Below are 17,037 nucleotides of genomic sequence, written 5' to 3' on the forward strand. Positions count from 1 at the left end.
CAATGAACGCCTCTTTCCCGCAGGGAAAGCAGCGCGGAGCGCGTTAAGGCGTATTGCTTGCCTAAGCCCCCACGCGAGAACCAGGGCAACCCAATCTCCGGGGCATCGCGCGGATCTAGCAGCAACGCCACAGTGTGTAATCTAGGGCAATCCTGAGATGTGGCTGTGTGTGAGGGCTGGTAAGGAGCCAGCACCTATTTTCTTGTTTTTGATATTTTTTAGCCTAATCTAAAAGGGCAGATGTGTAGCTGTTTTTTGTTTCTATTCGTCACATCTACACAAGAATCTTAAAGTTCTTTTGTACTATTTTTCTTTACAATTGAATAATTTGTTACTACTACTGCTGACTATGCCTCGCAAACCTAAAGCCGTCCTTTTATCTAAACTAGACGACATTCAAGCCAGCCTTAAACAAAAAGCGGCCACTCCTAAAACTATCAGTCTTGAGGAGTTGGTCAAGAGTTTGGCTAAACCTATTCAGGATATGTTGTCTGCTGGTTACGATTATTCGGATGTGGCTGAGGTATTCAAAGAGCATGGTGTTGAACTAGCTGCTAGTGGTATTAAGAGTTTTCACAAGAAAGCTTTGGCAACTGATACTGATATATCTGGTGATAATTCTCTTGGTTCATCTGAGCAATCAATTTCTGAATTAGCATCTGAATCAACTGATGATGAGGCTACAAATGGTGATGGTATCTCAGCAGTTGATTCAGATGGCTCATCTAATTCATTGTCAGAGCCGAGTGAACAATCTTCTGATTCTACAAATAAAACCACTAAAGGAAAAAGAGCAGCAGCTAAGACTCATGGACAGTTTAATGTCACTGACAGGAGTGATTTATGAAACGCATTGTCATGATTTTGGGCGGGAAGGGCGGTACGGGTAAGACTGCTTTTACTCGCTTGCTATTGGATGTAATGCACTCGAAGGGGATTAATTATCTCGCTTATGATGCTGATACAGAGAATCCTGAGTTGTATGAGTATTATCAAAATTTTGGTAATGGTGTCAGGCTGTTAAATTTCCTGGAGGTGGCTGAGGCGAAACGCTTTTTTACGGAAATTAAAGCGGAATCACCAGACTCAATAGTCGTAGATATGCCGGGGGCATCTAGCAATAAAACGCGGGAGATTATCAGTAAGTTTGGGCTATTCAAGATTGCTGGTGATTTGGGTTATCGGGTAACGCTGGTGACTGTATTAAATCTTGGTTATTCGGTGATTACTAGTTTAAAAATTATGGCGGAATTCTGTGGCTCTCAGGCTGATTATGTGGTGGTGAAAAATCTCTGTTGGGATAAGGGTTCGGGTTTTCTGCGCTGGGAGAATAGCAAAACTTCGGCTGCTATAGCTGAATTTAAAGGTATAGAAATTGAAATGCCTGAGCTAGATTACTCGACTTTTGACACGTTGACGGAAAAAGGTCTGCCTTATTCGGCGGCGACTGAGGAGAATGGTTTTCCTTTTGGTGATTATCTGCTGGTAAGTGGGTTTTTAGATCAGGCTAAACCGGAGTTGGAGAAGGCTGGGGTTTATTTGGGTTTACAAAAATCTGAGAACAATCAACCAGCAGTTGAGTCAAATACTTCTCGGAAAACTCAGGCTTCTACTCAGTCAAGTCAGACTAAAGTAACTGCTTCTACTTCTCGTCGGGTTCAAAAGAAAGCTAGTGAGTAATCATGCTTATGCTCAGAGGGGCATGGCTGCAATCATTGATGATTTTGGACTGAGGAGAGGGTTAGAGTCTGGGGTTTAGGGTCGGAGTTTTTAGTCCATCCTCTACGCCATACATTACACCTAATCTCAAGTATTAATTTTGGTGTGTGACTTATGAATAATGGCAACGGCAATGGCTTTTCTAGTCATCAGAGTGACTCAATTGGTAGTTCTGTAGATGCCAGTGAACTGGGTGAGGTGAAGACGGCACTGGGCAGATTATATAAAGAGTTTGACAGTTTTAAGCAGTCACAAAAAACTGAACGGGAACGCGATAGGGCGGAGTTACAAGCATGGGCGCAAACGAATCTGATTCAGAATCAACTTCTCAGCAAGGCTATGGTGACTATCGAGATGTTGACGGAACAGTTGAAGACTCAGAATCTCTCCTCGCACGAGTTCGAGCAGAACAACGCCGATTTGATGCAGCAATTAACTCTCTTCATGACGCAATTGCAGAATACTCCCGCATCGTCGCCCACAATCGAGAACTTAGAGTTCAAAGGGCTGAGGAGCGAAGTCGCCGCGCTCAAGTCGAATTGGAGCGACCTAGTGAGTCACACGAACAGGTTGACTACGACCATTCAGGAGTTGAAGAATACTCCGACTCCGAAACCTATCACGATAGAAAAAGAGGTTTATCGCGCTGAACCTATCAGTAAATATGGCACGATTGGAATGTTTACGGCTTTATTTACTTTGTCGATTTTCTTTCTAGTCAATATTTTTATTCCGGTGAAAATCTCTGACGGTTTTTACAGTTATCTCCAACAGATTTTAGAGCATACTGGTTGGACTAATACCAAGTTACAACGAGTTGAACGCCGTCTTGGTACTGACCCTAATCGGCGCAGGTAAATGGGATTTAGCTGATGATTTTTAATGATTCTCGATGGGTTAAATCTTCAAGTTTATCCATAGCAGAGCTAGGCTATCTTAGCCGATAGCACTGAGAATAATAGTTGAGTTTTCAGTGTATTAACGAGAGGTTATACACTACTGCAATACCTCAAGCCAACTTGAAAAACATTCTACTTGCCGCAAGCTGGGGTCAAGAGTTGTATCGTCAAGCCAAACAATAAATTTGGTGATTATACTACCGCCATGATTCTCAGTTTTAACGCGGATAACTACACCTTCTTTACCATCACGTACCGTTCCTAATGTATGAGGACGAATTCTGACTCTTGTTCCTTTATTAATACTGGGTGTTGGTTCTGTTTGGGTAAGAGATGAGTTAGTGTCATCTGTGGCAATTTCATTCTCAACAAGGGGAGTTTGCACCGCAATAAGGGTGTCTGCCACCCCAGTTACCACCCCAGTTGCCACCCCAAGAATGCTTGATTTCTGGGCATCGCACCCCACCCACCCCAATTGGGCTGGATTGGTTTCACTATTGTGATTCTCTTTGGGATTGGGTGGTAATGGTTCTGGTAATGGCTCTGGTAGTGACTTTGGTAATGGAGTGGTGGGTTGTTGTTCTTGATTCATCAAGGTTTGGGCTATTGTTGGTGCTGTTTCTTGTGGTTGGGGATGTTCATTTTGGAATTGACATTGATGATGATGATTTATTTTTTCTTCAATGGCAGAAAGGAAATTGGGGTGGGTGGGGTGGAGGTCTTGATTTTGCGTGGTTTTTTGGGGTGGGAATTGGGGTGGAATTGGGGTGCTAGCGGTGCTTATTGCGGTGGGAGATGAGCTTATTGACAATGAACTTGACTCATCTGGTGGTGAACTAGAGTTAAAGCCAATGCCTTGGATTGCCAAAACTGTTTTCTTGCCACTGGGGTGGGGTATGGTGAGTTTTTTAGCTTTGGGGAATAGCTGTAAAAAGCGAGGGATAATTTGATTCGGGGCTTTGATATTTTTATCGCTGGGTTTGGCTTGGTCTACCCAAACGGCTTTAAACTTGCCGTTACTGGTTTCTTCATAGTCCAGTGTGCCGTTATCCTGATACCACTGTTCTAAAACTGTCCAAATTTCGTTAGCAGTTAAGATGCTGTTGGGGTTGTAGTCTAAGCCCACATCTTGACAGAACTGGAACAGGTGACAATTTTCGGTTTGAATGGCAGCTAAGGCAGCTTCTGTGGGGTTGTAGTCAATGCCATCCCGCATTAGGTCTACCAAAGCTTGCAGGACGCGGTTTAAAAATGCGGGGACAACCATTGTTTGCACAAAGATGGGGTCGTATTTAAACCGGGGGTCGGCTTCAATTTCGCCTTTAGTGGGGTCGGCGTTGACGACAAAGGTTTTGTTAAAGGAAAGCACAGCATAGCGGCTGATGATTGCTTCTAGAGTCCCTTGCAGGTTGGGGGTGTCGTTGACGTTAAATAAGGCGATGGCGTTGGGGGTAAATTCTTCACTATCTACGCCCTTACGTTCGGCATCCAGGGGTTCGCCAGTGATGAAGGCTTTCAAACTTTGAATTTTGTCTAAGCGGTTGGTGTTGGTATTTTCGGTGGCCCAGTTGACGCGGCTATGGACTAACTTCGCCAAGGAGAATTTTCGCCCCTCGTCGTAGGCAGCAAAGTCAGTCAAGGTGCAGCCGGTGATGCCGCGCTTGCCATACATCAGGCTGACAACTTCCCGCAGGGTGTCTTTACCGTTGTTGCCATCGCCCCGACACAGCAAGCCCTTGATTAAGCGGCCTTTGTGTTTTCGCACGGTGGGGAGGTCAAGGGAGGCGGCTATGGTTCGCAAGAAGATTTCTGCTTGGGCAGGGTCGAGGCAAGACAAGAGGAGATCGCAATAAGTAGTATCAGCATTGGGGTCATAAAGGGCGATGGGTTTGTAGGTGTAGTAAAGGTCTGGGGTATGCTCAATTAGTTGCCAACTGGGGATTTTATTCTCCCAGATAATTTGTAAAACACCGTTAACACAATTGATCCCCGGTGGGTTGAGTGCATCGGGTCTGACACCGACGCGGATTTTCACCCAGCGTAAAATCTTTTCGACAGCTGCGGGGTTGGCATAGGGGAAACGAATTTGACTGCCTTGGAGTACGGGGTAATTGTTGCAAAAGTTAGCAATCCGTCTTAACTCGACGACATCGGGGCTGTGTTCGTAGTAGGTGTTATCCCAACAGTAGAGTTTGTCTAAGGCACAAATCCAAGGTTTATCGCCGTAGAGCATTTCAAATGCTTTTTGGGTGATTTCGCTTAAGGGCTGGAAGTCGTCGGGGATGTCGGCGAGAAAATCATTGGCTTCTTGGACTCGTTGGTCAAATTCCGCTTGTCCGTCCACGGCGGCGTGAATTTCCTCTTCTAGTTTGCGGATAAAATCAGGGACTGACATTTGCGCCAGAATTTGTTCGATGTCGCTGGCTTCATGGGGTAAATTGTCGTAAATTTGTTTGGGGTTAATTAGGACGCAGGGCAAGCCCACATCGATGCAGCATTTCTGAAAAGTTTGGGCTTTCTTCATGCCTGTGGTGTCTGGGTCATACAAGAACACCATGACTGCTATGAGCAATTCTGTTTTAATTTGGGTGAGGATGCGTTTGATTTCTGCTTCACTCCAATTACTGCCTTGGAAGGTGGAGCTAGCAATTTGGTGGGTTCTGGCGATTTCTACGCATTTTTCGCCTTCTTGCCATAGTATTGCGGCTGTGCCTGGGGTGTTTTTCGCGGCGGCTAGAGCTTCGTCGAGTCGGTATGCACTCCAGTCATCATCGCCTTTAGTCCATTGCCATGAGCCGTCAGCAGCAATGTGGCACTGTACAAAGGTTTTATCGCTGCCTTTGGTTTTGCTGCTGTCTGGCCAATCAAAGCGAGATACCTGTTGGTGAGGAGAATATTTGTAGACGGTTTCGACAACGTTGGCTAAGTTAGCTTTGGCTGTTGCCACCTGCCTTTTCACTCGTTTGGGGATGAGTGAGGGTTGTTGAGGTTGGGGGCAGTCTGTAACTGGAGTATCCAGTCTTGCTAATGTCGCATCTGCTGGGACTGGGACTGGCTCTTTTTTAGGTAACGGGCGCACCTGGGGGAAAGTTACCCCTCTGCTCCTCTGCTCCCCTCCCCCTCTGCCCCTCTGCCCAAAAGCTCCCCTGCTCCCCCGAACCTCCTCCCAGGGAGAAACCGCTTCCCTAATATCCCGGCACTCACATTGATTCCAGCATTGATACTCGCCCGTTTCCGGGTCGATAGTCAGGTTGTTGCCGCTACACACGGGGCAGATATAACGATTTTTCTCCTTGGTTGGAGTCAGTTTTTCTGTAAAGTTCCGAATGTCAAAAGTCTTGATGTTGTTGTTTGGTAGTAACCCTATAAGTGTCATTGTTAACTCCAATTCCTGGTATGGGTGGGCATTGGAGCGGGTTCTGTGCCATAAATGCTGGATATATTTCAGGACTGCTGCTTATTCTTTTGATCTCACCAATTTGTTAAATGTCTTATCCGCATTTGGTGAAATCAAAGATGTGCAAAAAATCTGTCACATTTTACGGGAATTTTTCCAGCAGAAAGTAACAAGATTTGGTCAACAATCTTGTAATATAGATTTACGGGTACAAAACCCGCGTTCCATTCATTAGAAAGCAACCCCCCCGTAACTAAATCAGTTTTTAGGTTTCTCAGGCCCCACTGATAGAAGTTGCAGGAGATTAGCTAACCCGCTTCTCAGTTGTAAAAATTATCATATCAGTCGGTAGCCGCTCTTTGAACAGAGGGGCTATTTTGACTTGTCTTTTTTTGGCGCTTCACTTTAATCACCTCCTATGTCTTACTACTGCTAGGTCATCTTCAACACGGTCTAGTCGTTGTTTTGTAGCCATAGTGTTTTTCTTTGTCATTCATTCATCGTGTCACTCCACTTTGGTTGGATCGCTCGCTCTACGCTGCCCCATCCTGTTTTTGTTGAGAGTCTTTCCAGTCAAAATACTCTTTCAATAAATCTTCTAAGCCTTGACTGTTATCAATTTCACGCTCAAGGCAAAACAATTTGAATTTTCTGAATAACTCCTTTGGGATGTGACCCCGAAGTGCTACATAATCGGGGTCATCTTTTTTAGCGGGCATAGTAGCTAAATATAAATTTCGCAACTTCTCTCTCCATTGAAGCATAAGGGTTACAGAACGATTGAGTTGCTATTTATGTAAGTTATTAAGTTGCTAAGTAGCAACTTATGCTTTAACATAACAAACAAGACAGAAAAACAGCAAGCACCGTCAACCGATTCCTGTCCACGAACCAAAGAAAAGCCCATGTTGCAAACCTTTTAGCGTGTGGACGTGACAATGCAACGGTGATTACCAGATATCTGTCTGACAACTGCCAGTACTTACCACTGGCTATTAATCACTATTTGCCCATTAATTAACAGATGCTCTATGAAAGCGTCAAATTCCGCACGGGGACTTGATTTAGACTCCCCTGGCTTGTTTTGCTCAAGTTATGTTACGAAATCTGAACTCGCAAGAATTCTTAACGTTGCTCGTTCAACTTTAGTCAGTTGGGACAGCATCGCACTGTACCGCATAGAAAGCTATCGCCAAGCCTACCCAGTCAAAGCAGATGGCAGTACAGACCGTTCTTGCCCATTGTCACCCTACCAAAGCTGGGTGCTAAGTCGTGTTGGTCGTGTGATGCAAAATCTCAAATCGGCTGAACGGGTAAAGAACTATATCAAAAAGCATCCCGAAGATTTTAGTCCAGCAAAATTTCAAAGCCAATTTCATCAAGTAACTAGAGGTAATGCAGCATGAAAACGAAAGATATGGTTTCTATCAAAGAAGTTTGTGAACTGCTAGAAATGCCAGAGGAAATTATTAGATTGTCTCTGCAAGAATCGCACCCAGATGATTTTGACAGCCTCAAAGAAATCAGTTTTGCTGAGTTTGAAACATTAGTTCAAATCCTCAAACAGAAAGCCGAACAAGAAAATAATGGACAAGTAGCTGCGATTGCGCCATCAACTAACAATACTCTGCCAGTTCCCGAACAACAAAAAATCATTAATGGAGCATTAAATGCTCTGAGTGAGTTTGCCGGAAACTACACCTTAACCATTGATAAAATTACTTCCACCCTGGCATTTATCAGTGGTCAATCAGTTGTTAATAATTTCGTTCATATCCATTCCAACACAATCAGAAACGGTTTAGAAGATTACTTAGATGAGTTAGCGGGTGAGTTAACTGCTGCTGCTCACTCCATCAAAGGAGTTGATGCTAAAGATTTTTTAGCCCAAAGGGGCATTACCCCGAAACAACGAACTGTTCAGAAATCATTAGAAGAAATCATGAATCTGGCAGCAAACATCTAGATATTGCCTATAAATTAGCATTGTCAGACAGTCGCTTCTTATCGTTGTTGTTGAGTATTTCAAGAGAAAGAAAAATGCACGTAATCACTGCAACTTGTTTTTATTCTGGTGTCGCTACTTTGTCTCTAATAGGTGGCATAGCAGCAGTTATTTCACCAGTCGGTGTGGGGTTATTTGTCGTAGGTTTAGCAATGTATGTCAATCAAAATCGACGCTAATAGAGACTCTCTAGAAGCAGCATATCAGTGGCAAGCATTAAAGGTACATCCATTAATTTTGATGGGTTGTATTGTAGTTCCTGCATTTATTGGTAGTTATGTATATACCAGTTCGCAGCAAACTAAAAATCTCAATGAATCTTTAAATGTTGAGATTAAATACTTACCTCTTTGTATCGACGAACGTTCTGAATCGAGACTGAGATTTTCAAAGTATTTTATGTGAATGATGAAGACTCAAGCACTACCAGAATTGATTGCACAAGGACAAGAAATACTTTCAGCAATTCGCCAACATCCACAGTTCAAAGCTCTTGATTTTCAACCCGATGTCAATGTCGCAGATGCCCAACAAGCTTTAACTGAATTGGGCTGGGAACTGCAAGCGCACAGCAACTTAGATTTAAATCGCTTTGAAGATATGGGTTACTGGGATAAGTTGTCCCAACCAGACAGCAATATCGACTATGACGTAATACCTTATTAGGAGATGAGCGCAATGGATTTTGCAATACGTAATCCCGTAATCGGTCATAGTTCCCACATTGATGAAAAAGCGCAAAACTGGGGAGGATTTGAAGCTGATATTCTGGGCTATCTCTCCGATATAAATAAGCTAGAACAGTTCGCAGATTACGCCAATAATGCCCAAGAGTTGAGTGACAGACTAGAGCCATTTCTGGACAACGCCAAGGTCGTCTTTGAGGCGATGGAGAAGTTAACCCTCGGACAAGTTACCTGGGTCGAACTTCGTAAACAATACGGTTCTTATGTTGCGGGTGCTATCGCCAAAATTCGCAAGTTAAATTCCGAGTTTGATTCGGAGATGAGTAAAATAGATGCCCAAGATAGAGCCGACTTGCTGCGAATTGACCAAAAACGTAAGCACGGACTTGCAGAAGTGGCAGCCCAATTACACCATGATTTACAAGCGGAATTTTGGAGGCATGAAAATAAGATTAGCAGCATCGAAAATAGGCAAGTTGTGCAAGCCGAAAGACAAGCTATCACAACAAGTCTGCGAGAAAAACGCCAACAACTTTTAGCCCGTGCGCGGTATGGCTCTAGAGCATTAGAACCGAACCAAACACCCCAGGAAGTTATACCATTTCAATCGCAAAGTTCAGCACCATCGTCAAGTGTTAGTGCAACGGGAACAGTCAGGGGATGGGGTGCAATGTTGGGTAACTTGTGGAACAAATTGGGCGACAGATAAGTAATTAATTAATAAGGACTTGGCTGATGCTAGTAAGGAAACGAAATGAAGATCCTCATAGCGTCAGCCCTTTTCTCTATGAAGGGCTGGCACAGAAATTACAACAACAACATCAGCAGAAACAACCCGAACAGTTACCACCACTGCCAGAAAATAACAGAGGCAGAACATTTAGACGTGCTGGTAATGCTTGTGAAATTGTCGCTGGCAGTTGTCTAAATTCGGCAGTTATTTTTACCTTTCATCTGCTGCAAATTCACCCAGTTGGAATGTTCCTAGCTGTGGGTACTGCACACTTGTATTTTACTGCGACTGCAACAGGTGAAGGATTTAACAATTTCGTCACTAATTTAATGACTGGTTGTAGTGCATCACTGGCTTTATTGTGTGCGCTTTCCGAACCGATTAGTGAATGGAATGAAGCGAGAAGTTCTAAGGAGAGTGCTAATACTTCAATTCAAGAGATGTATCAGCCCAAAACTGCGGATTATTCAAGTTGGGTGAGTGGTGCTGGTGTGGCGATAGTTATAGCGATATTAATGATTTTTTTATTCGGTGGCTCTAAGAGTAAATGAATTATTTAAGCGATAAACATAAACAGTTATCCGAGTCACAACAATCGGGTTTAATGTTGTGGTTTGGACAGTTGCCGATGGATTTTAAAGCCGTTGCCATTGGGTTGAGTTTAACTGTAGGTATTAGCTCGGCGGCAATGGCGTGGAGAGGGGAGTCAAGCGATCGCATTTACTTCTGTGTCACAACACCAAATAAAACACTGAAATGTAACGACAAGAATAACTGTCCTTTCAGAATGACCCCCCATTACTGGGAGCAGTGGAAGCTAGAAGGAATGCCCCCTCAAGTAGTGCGTGACCCAGCTATGGGGGTTAATGGGCTGGTGAAAGCGACTAACCCATATAAGCCGTTTTGGGTGTTTGGGGGATTCCTGGGGTTTGCGCTTGCAGGGTGGATGCTGCGCCATTGCCAGCATGAGGAGAAACAGAGGGCAGTTTTTGTTGATATTGCCCAAAAACGGGACGCAGCAAGAGCAAAGATGTCCGCTAGAGCCGAGTTACTAGAGAGTTACCGAGATATTGCGATCGCAGAAGTCCAACTACAAGCTGACCTGGATCTAGTCGCTAATGATCGCACTGTGGATATCCAAAAAGCTGAGATTTACGCCCACATGGAAATTGAAGTGACCCAAATGGAGGCAATTGATGCCATTTTTGAAGCGCAAACGGCGGGGATGACCGAGCAACAGAAAGCAGAGTACATTAAACAGCTTCGTGAGATGAAAACGCCTTATCTACAAGGTAGCCAGACTTTACAGGGGACGATTGACCCGTCAGATAAGGTTACTGGTTCTGAAGCAGGAGCGATCGCACCACAGGACAATAAAACCGCATGGGTGCAAAACTTAGTTAAACAAACTGCCCTGATTTGGGGCAACCAAGGCGGCGGTAAATCGTGGCTGGCTCGTTATGTTGTTAAACAGAAAAAACAGACAGGCTACCGTATTATTGTCCTTGACCCGGACAGTAACCGCGCAGAATGGCGAGGGGTTGAAAGTTACCACTCCTGGTCAGATATCGAGCAGCAAATCCGTGACTACGTTCAAGAATTAGAATCACGACTAAAAACTTTCAATAATTCATCTCTCAGTGAAGACCAATGGCGACAAAAACTGTGGTCAGAGGGGAAAGCTTTAGCCCTAATTTGTGAGGAGGCAACCACCTACGCTGACTTCATAAAAGATGCGGAATTATTGGAGAAATTCGGCAAGCTGGCACTAACTAAAAGCCGTAAACAAGAGATGCCTTTAACTGTGGTTGCTCACAACAACACGACTACGTGTTTATTTGGTATTAAAGGCTTACATAATCTCGTTTCTAAAATGCTGCAAGTTGAATGTTTGGCTGAAGTGGACCCAGTTACACTACAGCCTAAATCTACGGGTAAAGCTAAGGTAAAACTTGATAGTTCCAACGAATGGCTTGATGTTAATCTGCCGACTATGGCAGAGAAAATATCGGATTTTGGAGTGAGCAATCGCCCAGTCACACCACAAGACCGCCCATCGCTAGAGGAACTTTACCGCCGCCTAGAGTTCCCTGAACCATCCGAACCACAAACTGAACCACTGAACCAACAGCCTCCTAACGATTCTGCGTCAAATGAAAAGTGGTTCACACCATTGAAACTAACCCGTGAGCAGTGCAGGGAACTGATCAACCAACTGCGAACTGAACTGAACCAAACAGAGATCATTGAGAAGCTCTGGCAGTGCAAAAAGGGCGGTTCAGCTGCTTGGAAGGAAGCTTACGCACAGTTCAAAGAGTTGATGGGTGATAACTAGTAGTACAATTGTTTTAGTAAGATTTTTACACCTATTTCCTCCAAAAGCCCTCAGATGTTTTCTCTGAGGGCTTTTTGTCGTACCAAGTTACTGACTAGAGTACTTAAAAATACACTTGTCATGTCTATATCAAATTTGTATAATACATCAATTAAATCAATATCATCTAATTTGCAAAGTATTCATGAATAAGAAAAACAATGATGAATTAATCACCCTGTCAGCGCTTGAAGAAGACCTGCTCACAGTGTTGTGTGGCAAAGAGCTATACGGACTGCAAATTATGAACGCTATTAATGAAGCTAGCCTTGGCAAGCGCCAGATAGGATTTGGTAGCCTCTACCCTACTCTCCATCGAATGGAAAAAAAAGGTTTGGTTAAACCCCGTTGGGGCGAGGAAACAGATACTGAATCTGGTGGTGCGCGGCGTAAGTATTACGTAATCACTGGCTTGGGGGAACGGGTGCTTAGAGAAGCTCAGGAATACCGTGCCCATCTTGCTGGATGGAAACCAATGTTTATTGAACAGTTGGGTTTCGTGCAACCAGTAAGTCAACTAGGAATAGAAGGGGTGTAAAATGGAATCTTTTAATAAGTTTTTAAAACTTGTACCTAAACTACCAATAATATTGCAGATTGTGCTGTTGCCAGTATTAGTATTGCTATGGCTAGTGCCAACATTAATAGTAGTAATCTCGTTTATAGTTTTGTTTTGTGGCAGACACAGAATTAAAACATTCATGGAACAGTTTGTAGAGCATAAAGACCAGGAGATAAACAGAGTAATTAGCAAAATTGAGATGATGGATGATGCCATCAAATTTACGCTTCAATCTGGGAATCAGTGCAACTATGGCGATAGAGATAATCTCTTGCAAGCTCAACATGAGCTAGAAGATGCAATAAAAATATTGCAGACTTCGAGGAAAAATTTTCAGAATGCCAATGCAGAATTTAATGAAGCAATCAAGGATTTTTGTAGTAAGCCTAAAAAATTTAAACACCGTCCAAAATTACCTGCATGGATTGTAAAAAAACTTCCGGAAGACTGGCGTAGTGACTTAGAAGAGTTACAACATGATTGGATTGATTCTGAATGTTCGAGACTAGTTTTCCAACTACGAACTACTCAACGATTGCTGGAAATGGGTTGGGCTAAATTAATGATTCGGTGGTCAGATTACCGAGATGGTAATACCACAAAGCAAGTTGGTGATCAACGTACAACCAATTAGGTTAGGGAATTTATACAACCAGTTTATTCCTCAAAATTCAAATGTTATTGATAATGATATGAAAAACTCTTCTCTATCTTCAAATCCTGAGCCTGCCTATAATCCTTATTCAGAAATCAAATTAAGCATCGCTACAGAACGCTTACGCCAAGCTCGTCAAAGTTTCAACTTGGCTTGGTTTACAACTTTATTGTGTAGCATAGTTACTGTAGGGGGAGCAATACTTTTGTTATTTGGTACTGTTAAAGAAGGCTCTATCACTACTGCTGCGGGGGCCATTTCGAGTGTGTGTTCCCTGAAATTTGCCAAGGATGCTAATGACAGGTTAGATAAGATCCCAAAGGAGTGGAAAGAAAAAAGTTAAGCCATACCGTTCACAAAACGGTTACGTATTCCTTTTTCAGTTTGTTGAACGTGCGATTGAGCTTTCTTCGGACTGCAATCATGCGCTCGCGAATTGTTTCATAGTCTGGTTTTAATTCCTGTCCAAGAGATTCGCCCTCTGCAAAAAGGCGACGAATTCCCCCAATAGTTCGTCTACTTCTTGGCGAAAAAAGGCGACACCTTTCCTTGATAGAGTATTGATTAATAGTTGGAGGCTTCCTTTCGTCTCAGTTTATAAACTACTTGCCAAGTTTAAAAAATCTACTATACTAAGTGTTTCAGATGGTACTTAAGACAATACAATAAAAGCTCGTTGATGTACTTAAAACTCCAGTGATAAAAGTTCTATTTGATGAATGTCATGGGGAATTGTCCTGCTCGCAGTTGCAGGAAGACAATACTCCAAAAGAAGCATGGACAATCCTGTGCGGTCAGGTAAAACAGTTATTTGGTGATGATGCAATCTTCTTTCAAAAAGAATCACTGACTCATCAGGTACTTGAAGACTTTCAATTGCTAATTCTGGCTGCTCCTAAATCTGCTTTGAGCGCAGAGGAAGTAAAAACAATAGTTAATTTTGTAAAACAAGGAAACTCACTTCTGATTGCTAGTGACCGAGAATCCCTTGTTATAAATAAAGATGACAGTATAAATGCGGTGTTGGAAACTTTGGGAATGCGCTTTGAGGAGTTATTAAATCATCCTCCAGAAAAAGTGTTTAACCTATTACCACACTATATTAGTTCTGAAGTATCTCAATTAAATATTAAAGAGCCTGTTTATGTAAAAACACTGCCCAATTCTCCTTACCCAATTGATATAATTGCAACTCTGCCTTATACAGGTAAAACTCTGATAGCAACTGTGGAAGTTCCTGGTAATAATCAATCAGGTCGAGTTGTGGTTTTAGGGAATTATTTAATTTTAAGCAATCAATATATTAATACAGGTAATAATCAAAAACTAGCATCAAATATCCTTTGTTGGCTAGCTCATCAAAATTCATTAGACTGTCGCGTTTCTCGTATTCCTACAGAGGTAAATTACAGACAAAGTGCCAAATTTTCAATTGTTATCGCTAATCCCAAATCGCAACGGTTAGAAAATATAACTTGTGTCTTGGAATCAGATAAAAATGCTCTAATTCAAGAACCATATAAAACAGTTCGTTTTCTTCCAGGTTACGGACAAACTCAAGTGCAATGGAATGTTATTCCTCAACAAATAGGACAGCAAACTCTCAGATTAACTATAGACATTCCTGAGCTTGAGAATTCCGAAACTAGTAAAATCTCATCTTTGTTTTTTGCTCCAGTTGCTCAATTCCAGTGTTTACCAGATGCAGAATTTGACCTTGTATTTCTCAATCCTCAAGGTAAAGCTCAAGAAATTGTCGAAACAGGAGTTACTTTTGAAGTTCAGGTGATCGCTCGCTGGAAAAACCATGCGAAAGCTGTTCCCCTAAGAATGCAACTAGAGTGTCCCCTAACTCATATTAAAGTAGAACAAATATCAACAGAACGATGGTATTTAACAGTCTTAGATCCAGGTGATTGGTTAATTACTCTCCATATCAACGATATCAACCAAAAAATTACTCGCTTGGTTCATGCATACCCATCTCAAAAAAACCAAATTGAAAAAATACAACGCGACGTAGTGACACCCTTAGCAGCAGAAATTAATTATCAAGTATCTCAAATACGCCAAGAGTTTGATAATGAAGTAATACGACAAATTCCCTTTCAATTATTTACTCCCGAAGAACAAGTAAATCGCCTTTATAACTACAGTACCCAAGAGCAACTTCTAGAAGCACTACAAGCAGCTAGAAGTGAAACTAAGCGTTTTTCACCTCTAGTTGAAAAATTACTACAGTCGATTGCGCCTACTTATTCACCTATACATGGATGTTGTATTCCTTACGACCCAAAATTAGCAGCCCATCTTATCAAAGAACATCCATTTTTTGAGGAACAGCTAGCATACAATTTCCAGGGTATAGAGGGATATGAGCATTACGGTCAAACATGGCTAGAAGGTAATATTGCAGCGTTATTTTTACATGAAAAGTACGGTCATGGATTTTTTTACAACCACACAAAAGTAGGACAGCAACTAGCAATCTTATATCGGCATGGATTGCTTCGCAAAGTGGATCACGAAGGGTTGAAATCTCCCTACCTGCAACTTTTTCTTCAGGATGAATACAAGTCAGCAATTGAAACTCTGCACCACAGTAGTATTATCCTAAATGAAGGATTTGCTACGTGGATGGAGTTAACTATACTACGTCGTCTCAAGGGGAGTGTCAGTCAAACAGTTTATCGGCGTAAAAACTTTTTGTTTAACGACGAGTATTTAACATTACTTCAACAAAACAGTGAATACTTTAAACATTTTGAACCTTTCTATCCTTCAAGATATCAGGAAGGATATGAATACTTAGAGGAGATTCAAAGCATCTTTGGTACAGAATGCGGTTCCAAGTGCGTAGTTCAGGCTGTAATTAAGGCAGCAGAAGTAGATTTTGGTATTATTGAACACGGTGGAAGGGTAGAATTTCTCCTATCTCCTGGTAAGATTGAGGAAGATTTGTTGAGCGAACATAACGATAATAATGTTACTTCACCAACCGAACGCCTAAAAAGCATTTGGAAGTTACTGAGGAAACATGTTAATGAAATTCGTGCAGAACAACAACGGTTGCAATGCCATCGTCATTGTTTACACCCTGAATGTCCAGTAAATTTAGTAATCAAAAGATACTTGGAGTGGTAAGATCATGAGTTGGCTTGAAGACGAAATTCAAGATATAGCAAACTTACTTGTCGGACAAAAGAGGAATGAGTTCTTGAGATGTGTAGAAAAACTCAAACACCCAAGGTCTAGACCATGGCCTATTTCTGATGATTCATTGAGCGGTGTTTATAGAGCCGATCAAGATTGTAGAAACTGTATAAACAATTCCGGAGAATACCAGGCACGAATAACAAGATGTATTGAACAACTACTGATTCAAAATCGCAGAAATTAACATTGTATTGTGTATATCTTAAAGCTAAAAGTTTTAATTAACATACTATATTTTTTGGTTAAGAGGTGCTGCAATTTTGAGTAGTAACCGAGAGTTTTATATTAAAATTAATGATATTATTGGCAAAACTTGGTTAGCGAGTTTTGACAATTCTGAAGGCTACATACTGTCGTTCAAGCTTATTGAGCAGAACAGTTCATCGGCTGTATCATCGGAAGAAGAACAAGAAGAAGCCACACCAACGGAAACAAATTCCCAAAGTATTCCAGTTACAAAAAATTATAGAAATCAACCACACTGGGATGAGAATTCGCCAAAGCTAGTATATCTCCGTAAAAATTTTATTAATTATTTTCTAAAGGAAAAAACTCAAGAACTCCGCTCTTTTGTAGAAACACTAAATCTGTACATAGTAAATCTTGGCATACCACCTGTAGAATACGATAACTTAGAAATAATTAAAAATGAAAAGAAAAATAAGACAATTCAAGGTAAGATTGAAGGCTTAATTAGAAAATTTGACGATCAAAAGCAACTCTCTCTTTTAGATGAAGTTTTTATAAATTTTCAAAACTCTAACCCGTAATATTATTCATGAGAAATAAAA

At 41.9% G+C, this 17,037-nt stretch carries 19 protein-coding genes; 17 read left to right on the top strand and 2 right to left on the bottom strand.

Features of this window, described 5'->3' with window-relative positions; all coding sequences use genetic code 11:
• Nucleotides 1-349 precede the first annotated feature (349 nt).
• The 4 genes from H6H03_RS29300 (at nt 350) to H6H03_RS40630 (ending at nt 2,577) form a co-directional block, all read left to right on the top strand.
• Complete coding sequence (locus H6H03_RS29300) at nt 350-847, top strand: hypothetical protein (RefSeq protein WP_190958573.1); 498 nt, start codon at nt 350-352, stop codon at nt 845-847.
• On the top strand, nt 844-1,680 hold the full coding sequence (locus tag H6H03_RS29305) for a hypothetical protein (protein WP_190958574.1): 837 nt from the start codon (nt 844-846) through the stop codon (nt 1,678-1,680). The genes H6H03_RS29300 and H6H03_RS29305 overlap by 4 nt, the downstream gene beginning before the upstream one ends.
• A 332-nt stretch (nt 1,681-2,012) precedes the next feature.
• Nucleotides 2,013-2,369 (top strand): hypothetical protein, encoded by a 357-nt coding sequence (locus H6H03_RS40625; protein WP_242058036.1) that lies wholly within the window; start codon nt 2,013-2,015, stop codon nt 2,367-2,369.
• 28 nt (nt 2,370-2,397) lie between these two features.
• Nucleotides 2,398-2,577, top strand: coding sequence for a hypothetical protein (locus H6H03_RS40630; protein WP_242058037.1), 180 nt, complete (start codon nt 2,398-2,400; stop codon nt 2,575-2,577).
• Between the two features lie 138 nt (nt 2,578-2,715).
• On the opposite strand, the gene H6H03_RS29315 is transcribed toward H6H03_RS40630, so the two are convergent.
• Both H6H03_RS29315 and H6H03_RS29320 read right to left on the bottom strand, forming a co-directional pair.
• Nucleotides 2,716-5,994, bottom strand: a complete 3,279-nt coding sequence (locus tag H6H03_RS29315; protein WP_190958576.1) for a DUF5906 domain-containing protein — start codon at nt 5,992-5,994, stop codon at nt 2,716-2,718.
• A 554-nt stretch (nt 5,995-6,548) separates the two neighbouring features.
• Nucleotides 6,549-6,734: a hypothetical protein gene (locus H6H03_RS29320; RefSeq protein ID WP_199339123.1), complete on the bottom strand. Its 186-nt coding sequence runs from the start codon at nt 6,732-6,734 to the stop codon at nt 6,549-6,551.
• 312 nt (nt 6,735-7,046) lie between these two features.
• On the opposite strand from H6H03_RS29320, the gene H6H03_RS29325 reads away from it, so the two are divergent.
• The 13 genes from H6H03_RS29325 (at nt 7,047) to H6H03_RS29385 (ending at nt 17,016) form a co-directional block, all read left to right on the top strand.
• The gene (locus tag H6H03_RS29325; protein ID WP_190958578.1) at nt 7,047-7,421 is read left to right on the top strand and encodes a hypothetical protein; all 375 of its coding nucleotides are present in this window, start codon (nt 7,047-7,049) and stop codon (nt 7,419-7,421) included.
• Nucleotides 7,418-7,981 (top strand): hypothetical protein, encoded by a 564-nt coding sequence (locus H6H03_RS29330; RefSeq protein WP_190958579.1) that lies wholly within the window; start codon nt 7,418-7,420, stop codon nt 7,979-7,981. The genes H6H03_RS29325 and H6H03_RS29330 overlap by 4 nt, the downstream gene beginning before the upstream one ends.
• Nucleotides 7,982-8,055: 74 nt before the next feature.
• Nucleotides 8,056-8,199: a hypothetical protein gene (locus tag H6H03_RS29335; protein WP_190958580.1), complete on the top strand. Its 144-nt coding sequence runs from the start codon at nt 8,056-8,058 to the stop codon at nt 8,197-8,199.
• Nucleotides 8,177-8,425 (top strand): hypothetical protein, encoded by a 249-nt coding sequence (locus H6H03_RS29340; RefSeq protein WP_190958581.1) that lies wholly within the window; start codon nt 8,177-8,179, stop codon nt 8,423-8,425. The genes H6H03_RS29335 and H6H03_RS29340 overlap by 23 nt, the downstream gene beginning before the upstream one ends.
• Nucleotides 8,426-8,686 carry a hypothetical protein gene (locus H6H03_RS29345; RefSeq protein WP_190958582.1) on the top strand — a complete coding sequence of 87 codons (261 nt, stop codon included), beginning with the start codon at nt 8,426-8,428 and terminating at the stop codon, nt 8,684-8,686.
• A gap of 12 nt (nt 8,687-8,698) precedes the next feature.
• Nucleotides 8,699-9,415 (top strand): hypothetical protein, encoded by a 717-nt coding sequence (locus tag H6H03_RS29350; RefSeq protein WP_190958583.1) that lies wholly within the window; start codon nt 8,699-8,701, stop codon nt 9,413-9,415.
• A 26-nt stretch (nt 9,416-9,441) separates the two neighbouring features.
• Complete coding sequence (locus H6H03_RS29355) at nt 9,442-9,990, top strand: hypothetical protein (protein ID WP_190958584.1); 549 nt, start codon at nt 9,442-9,444, stop codon at nt 9,988-9,990.
• On the top strand, nt 9,987-11,774 hold the full coding sequence (locus H6H03_RS29360; protein ID WP_242058038.1) for a hypothetical protein: 1,788 nt from the start codon (nt 9,987-9,989) through the stop codon (nt 11,772-11,774). The genes H6H03_RS29355 and H6H03_RS29360 overlap by 4 nt, the downstream gene beginning before the upstream one ends.
• A gap of 184 nt (nt 11,775-11,958) precedes the next feature.
• Complete coding sequence (locus H6H03_RS29365; RefSeq protein ID WP_190958585.1) at nt 11,959-12,351, top strand: PadR family transcriptional regulator; 393 nt, start codon at nt 11,959-11,961, stop codon at nt 12,349-12,351.
• A 1-nt stretch (nt 12,352) separates the two neighbouring features.
• Entirely contained in the window at nt 12,353-13,009 is a 657-nt protein-coding gene (locus H6H03_RS29370) for a hypothetical protein (protein ID WP_190958586.1), read from the top strand.
• Nucleotides 12,963-13,373, top strand: coding sequence for a TRADD-N-associated membrane domain-containing protein (locus tag H6H03_RS29375; protein WP_242058039.1), 411 nt, complete (start codon nt 12,963-12,965; stop codon nt 13,371-13,373). Before H6H03_RS29370 ends, H6H03_RS29375 begins: the two co-directional genes overlap by 47 nt.
• A 353-nt stretch (nt 13,374-13,726) precedes the next feature.
• The gene (locus H6H03_RS29380; RefSeq protein ID WP_190958587.1) at nt 13,727-16,174 is read left to right on the top strand and encodes a DUF4350 domain-containing protein; all 2,448 of its coding nucleotides are present in this window, start codon (nt 13,727-13,729) and stop codon (nt 16,172-16,174) included.
• Between the two features lie 332 nt (nt 16,175-16,506).
• Nucleotides 16,507-17,016, top strand: a complete 510-nt coding sequence (locus H6H03_RS29385; RefSeq protein WP_190958588.1) for a hypothetical protein — start codon at nt 16,507-16,509, stop codon at nt 17,014-17,016.
• Nucleotides 17,017-17,037: the final 21 nt, after the last annotated feature.

The sequence above is a fragment of the Nostoc paludosum FACHB-159 genome (assembly GCF_014698835.1).
In the GTDB taxonomy this organism is placed as follows: domain Bacteria; phylum Cyanobacteriota; class Cyanobacteriia; order Cyanobacteriales; family Nostocaceae; genus Nostoc; species Nostoc paludosum.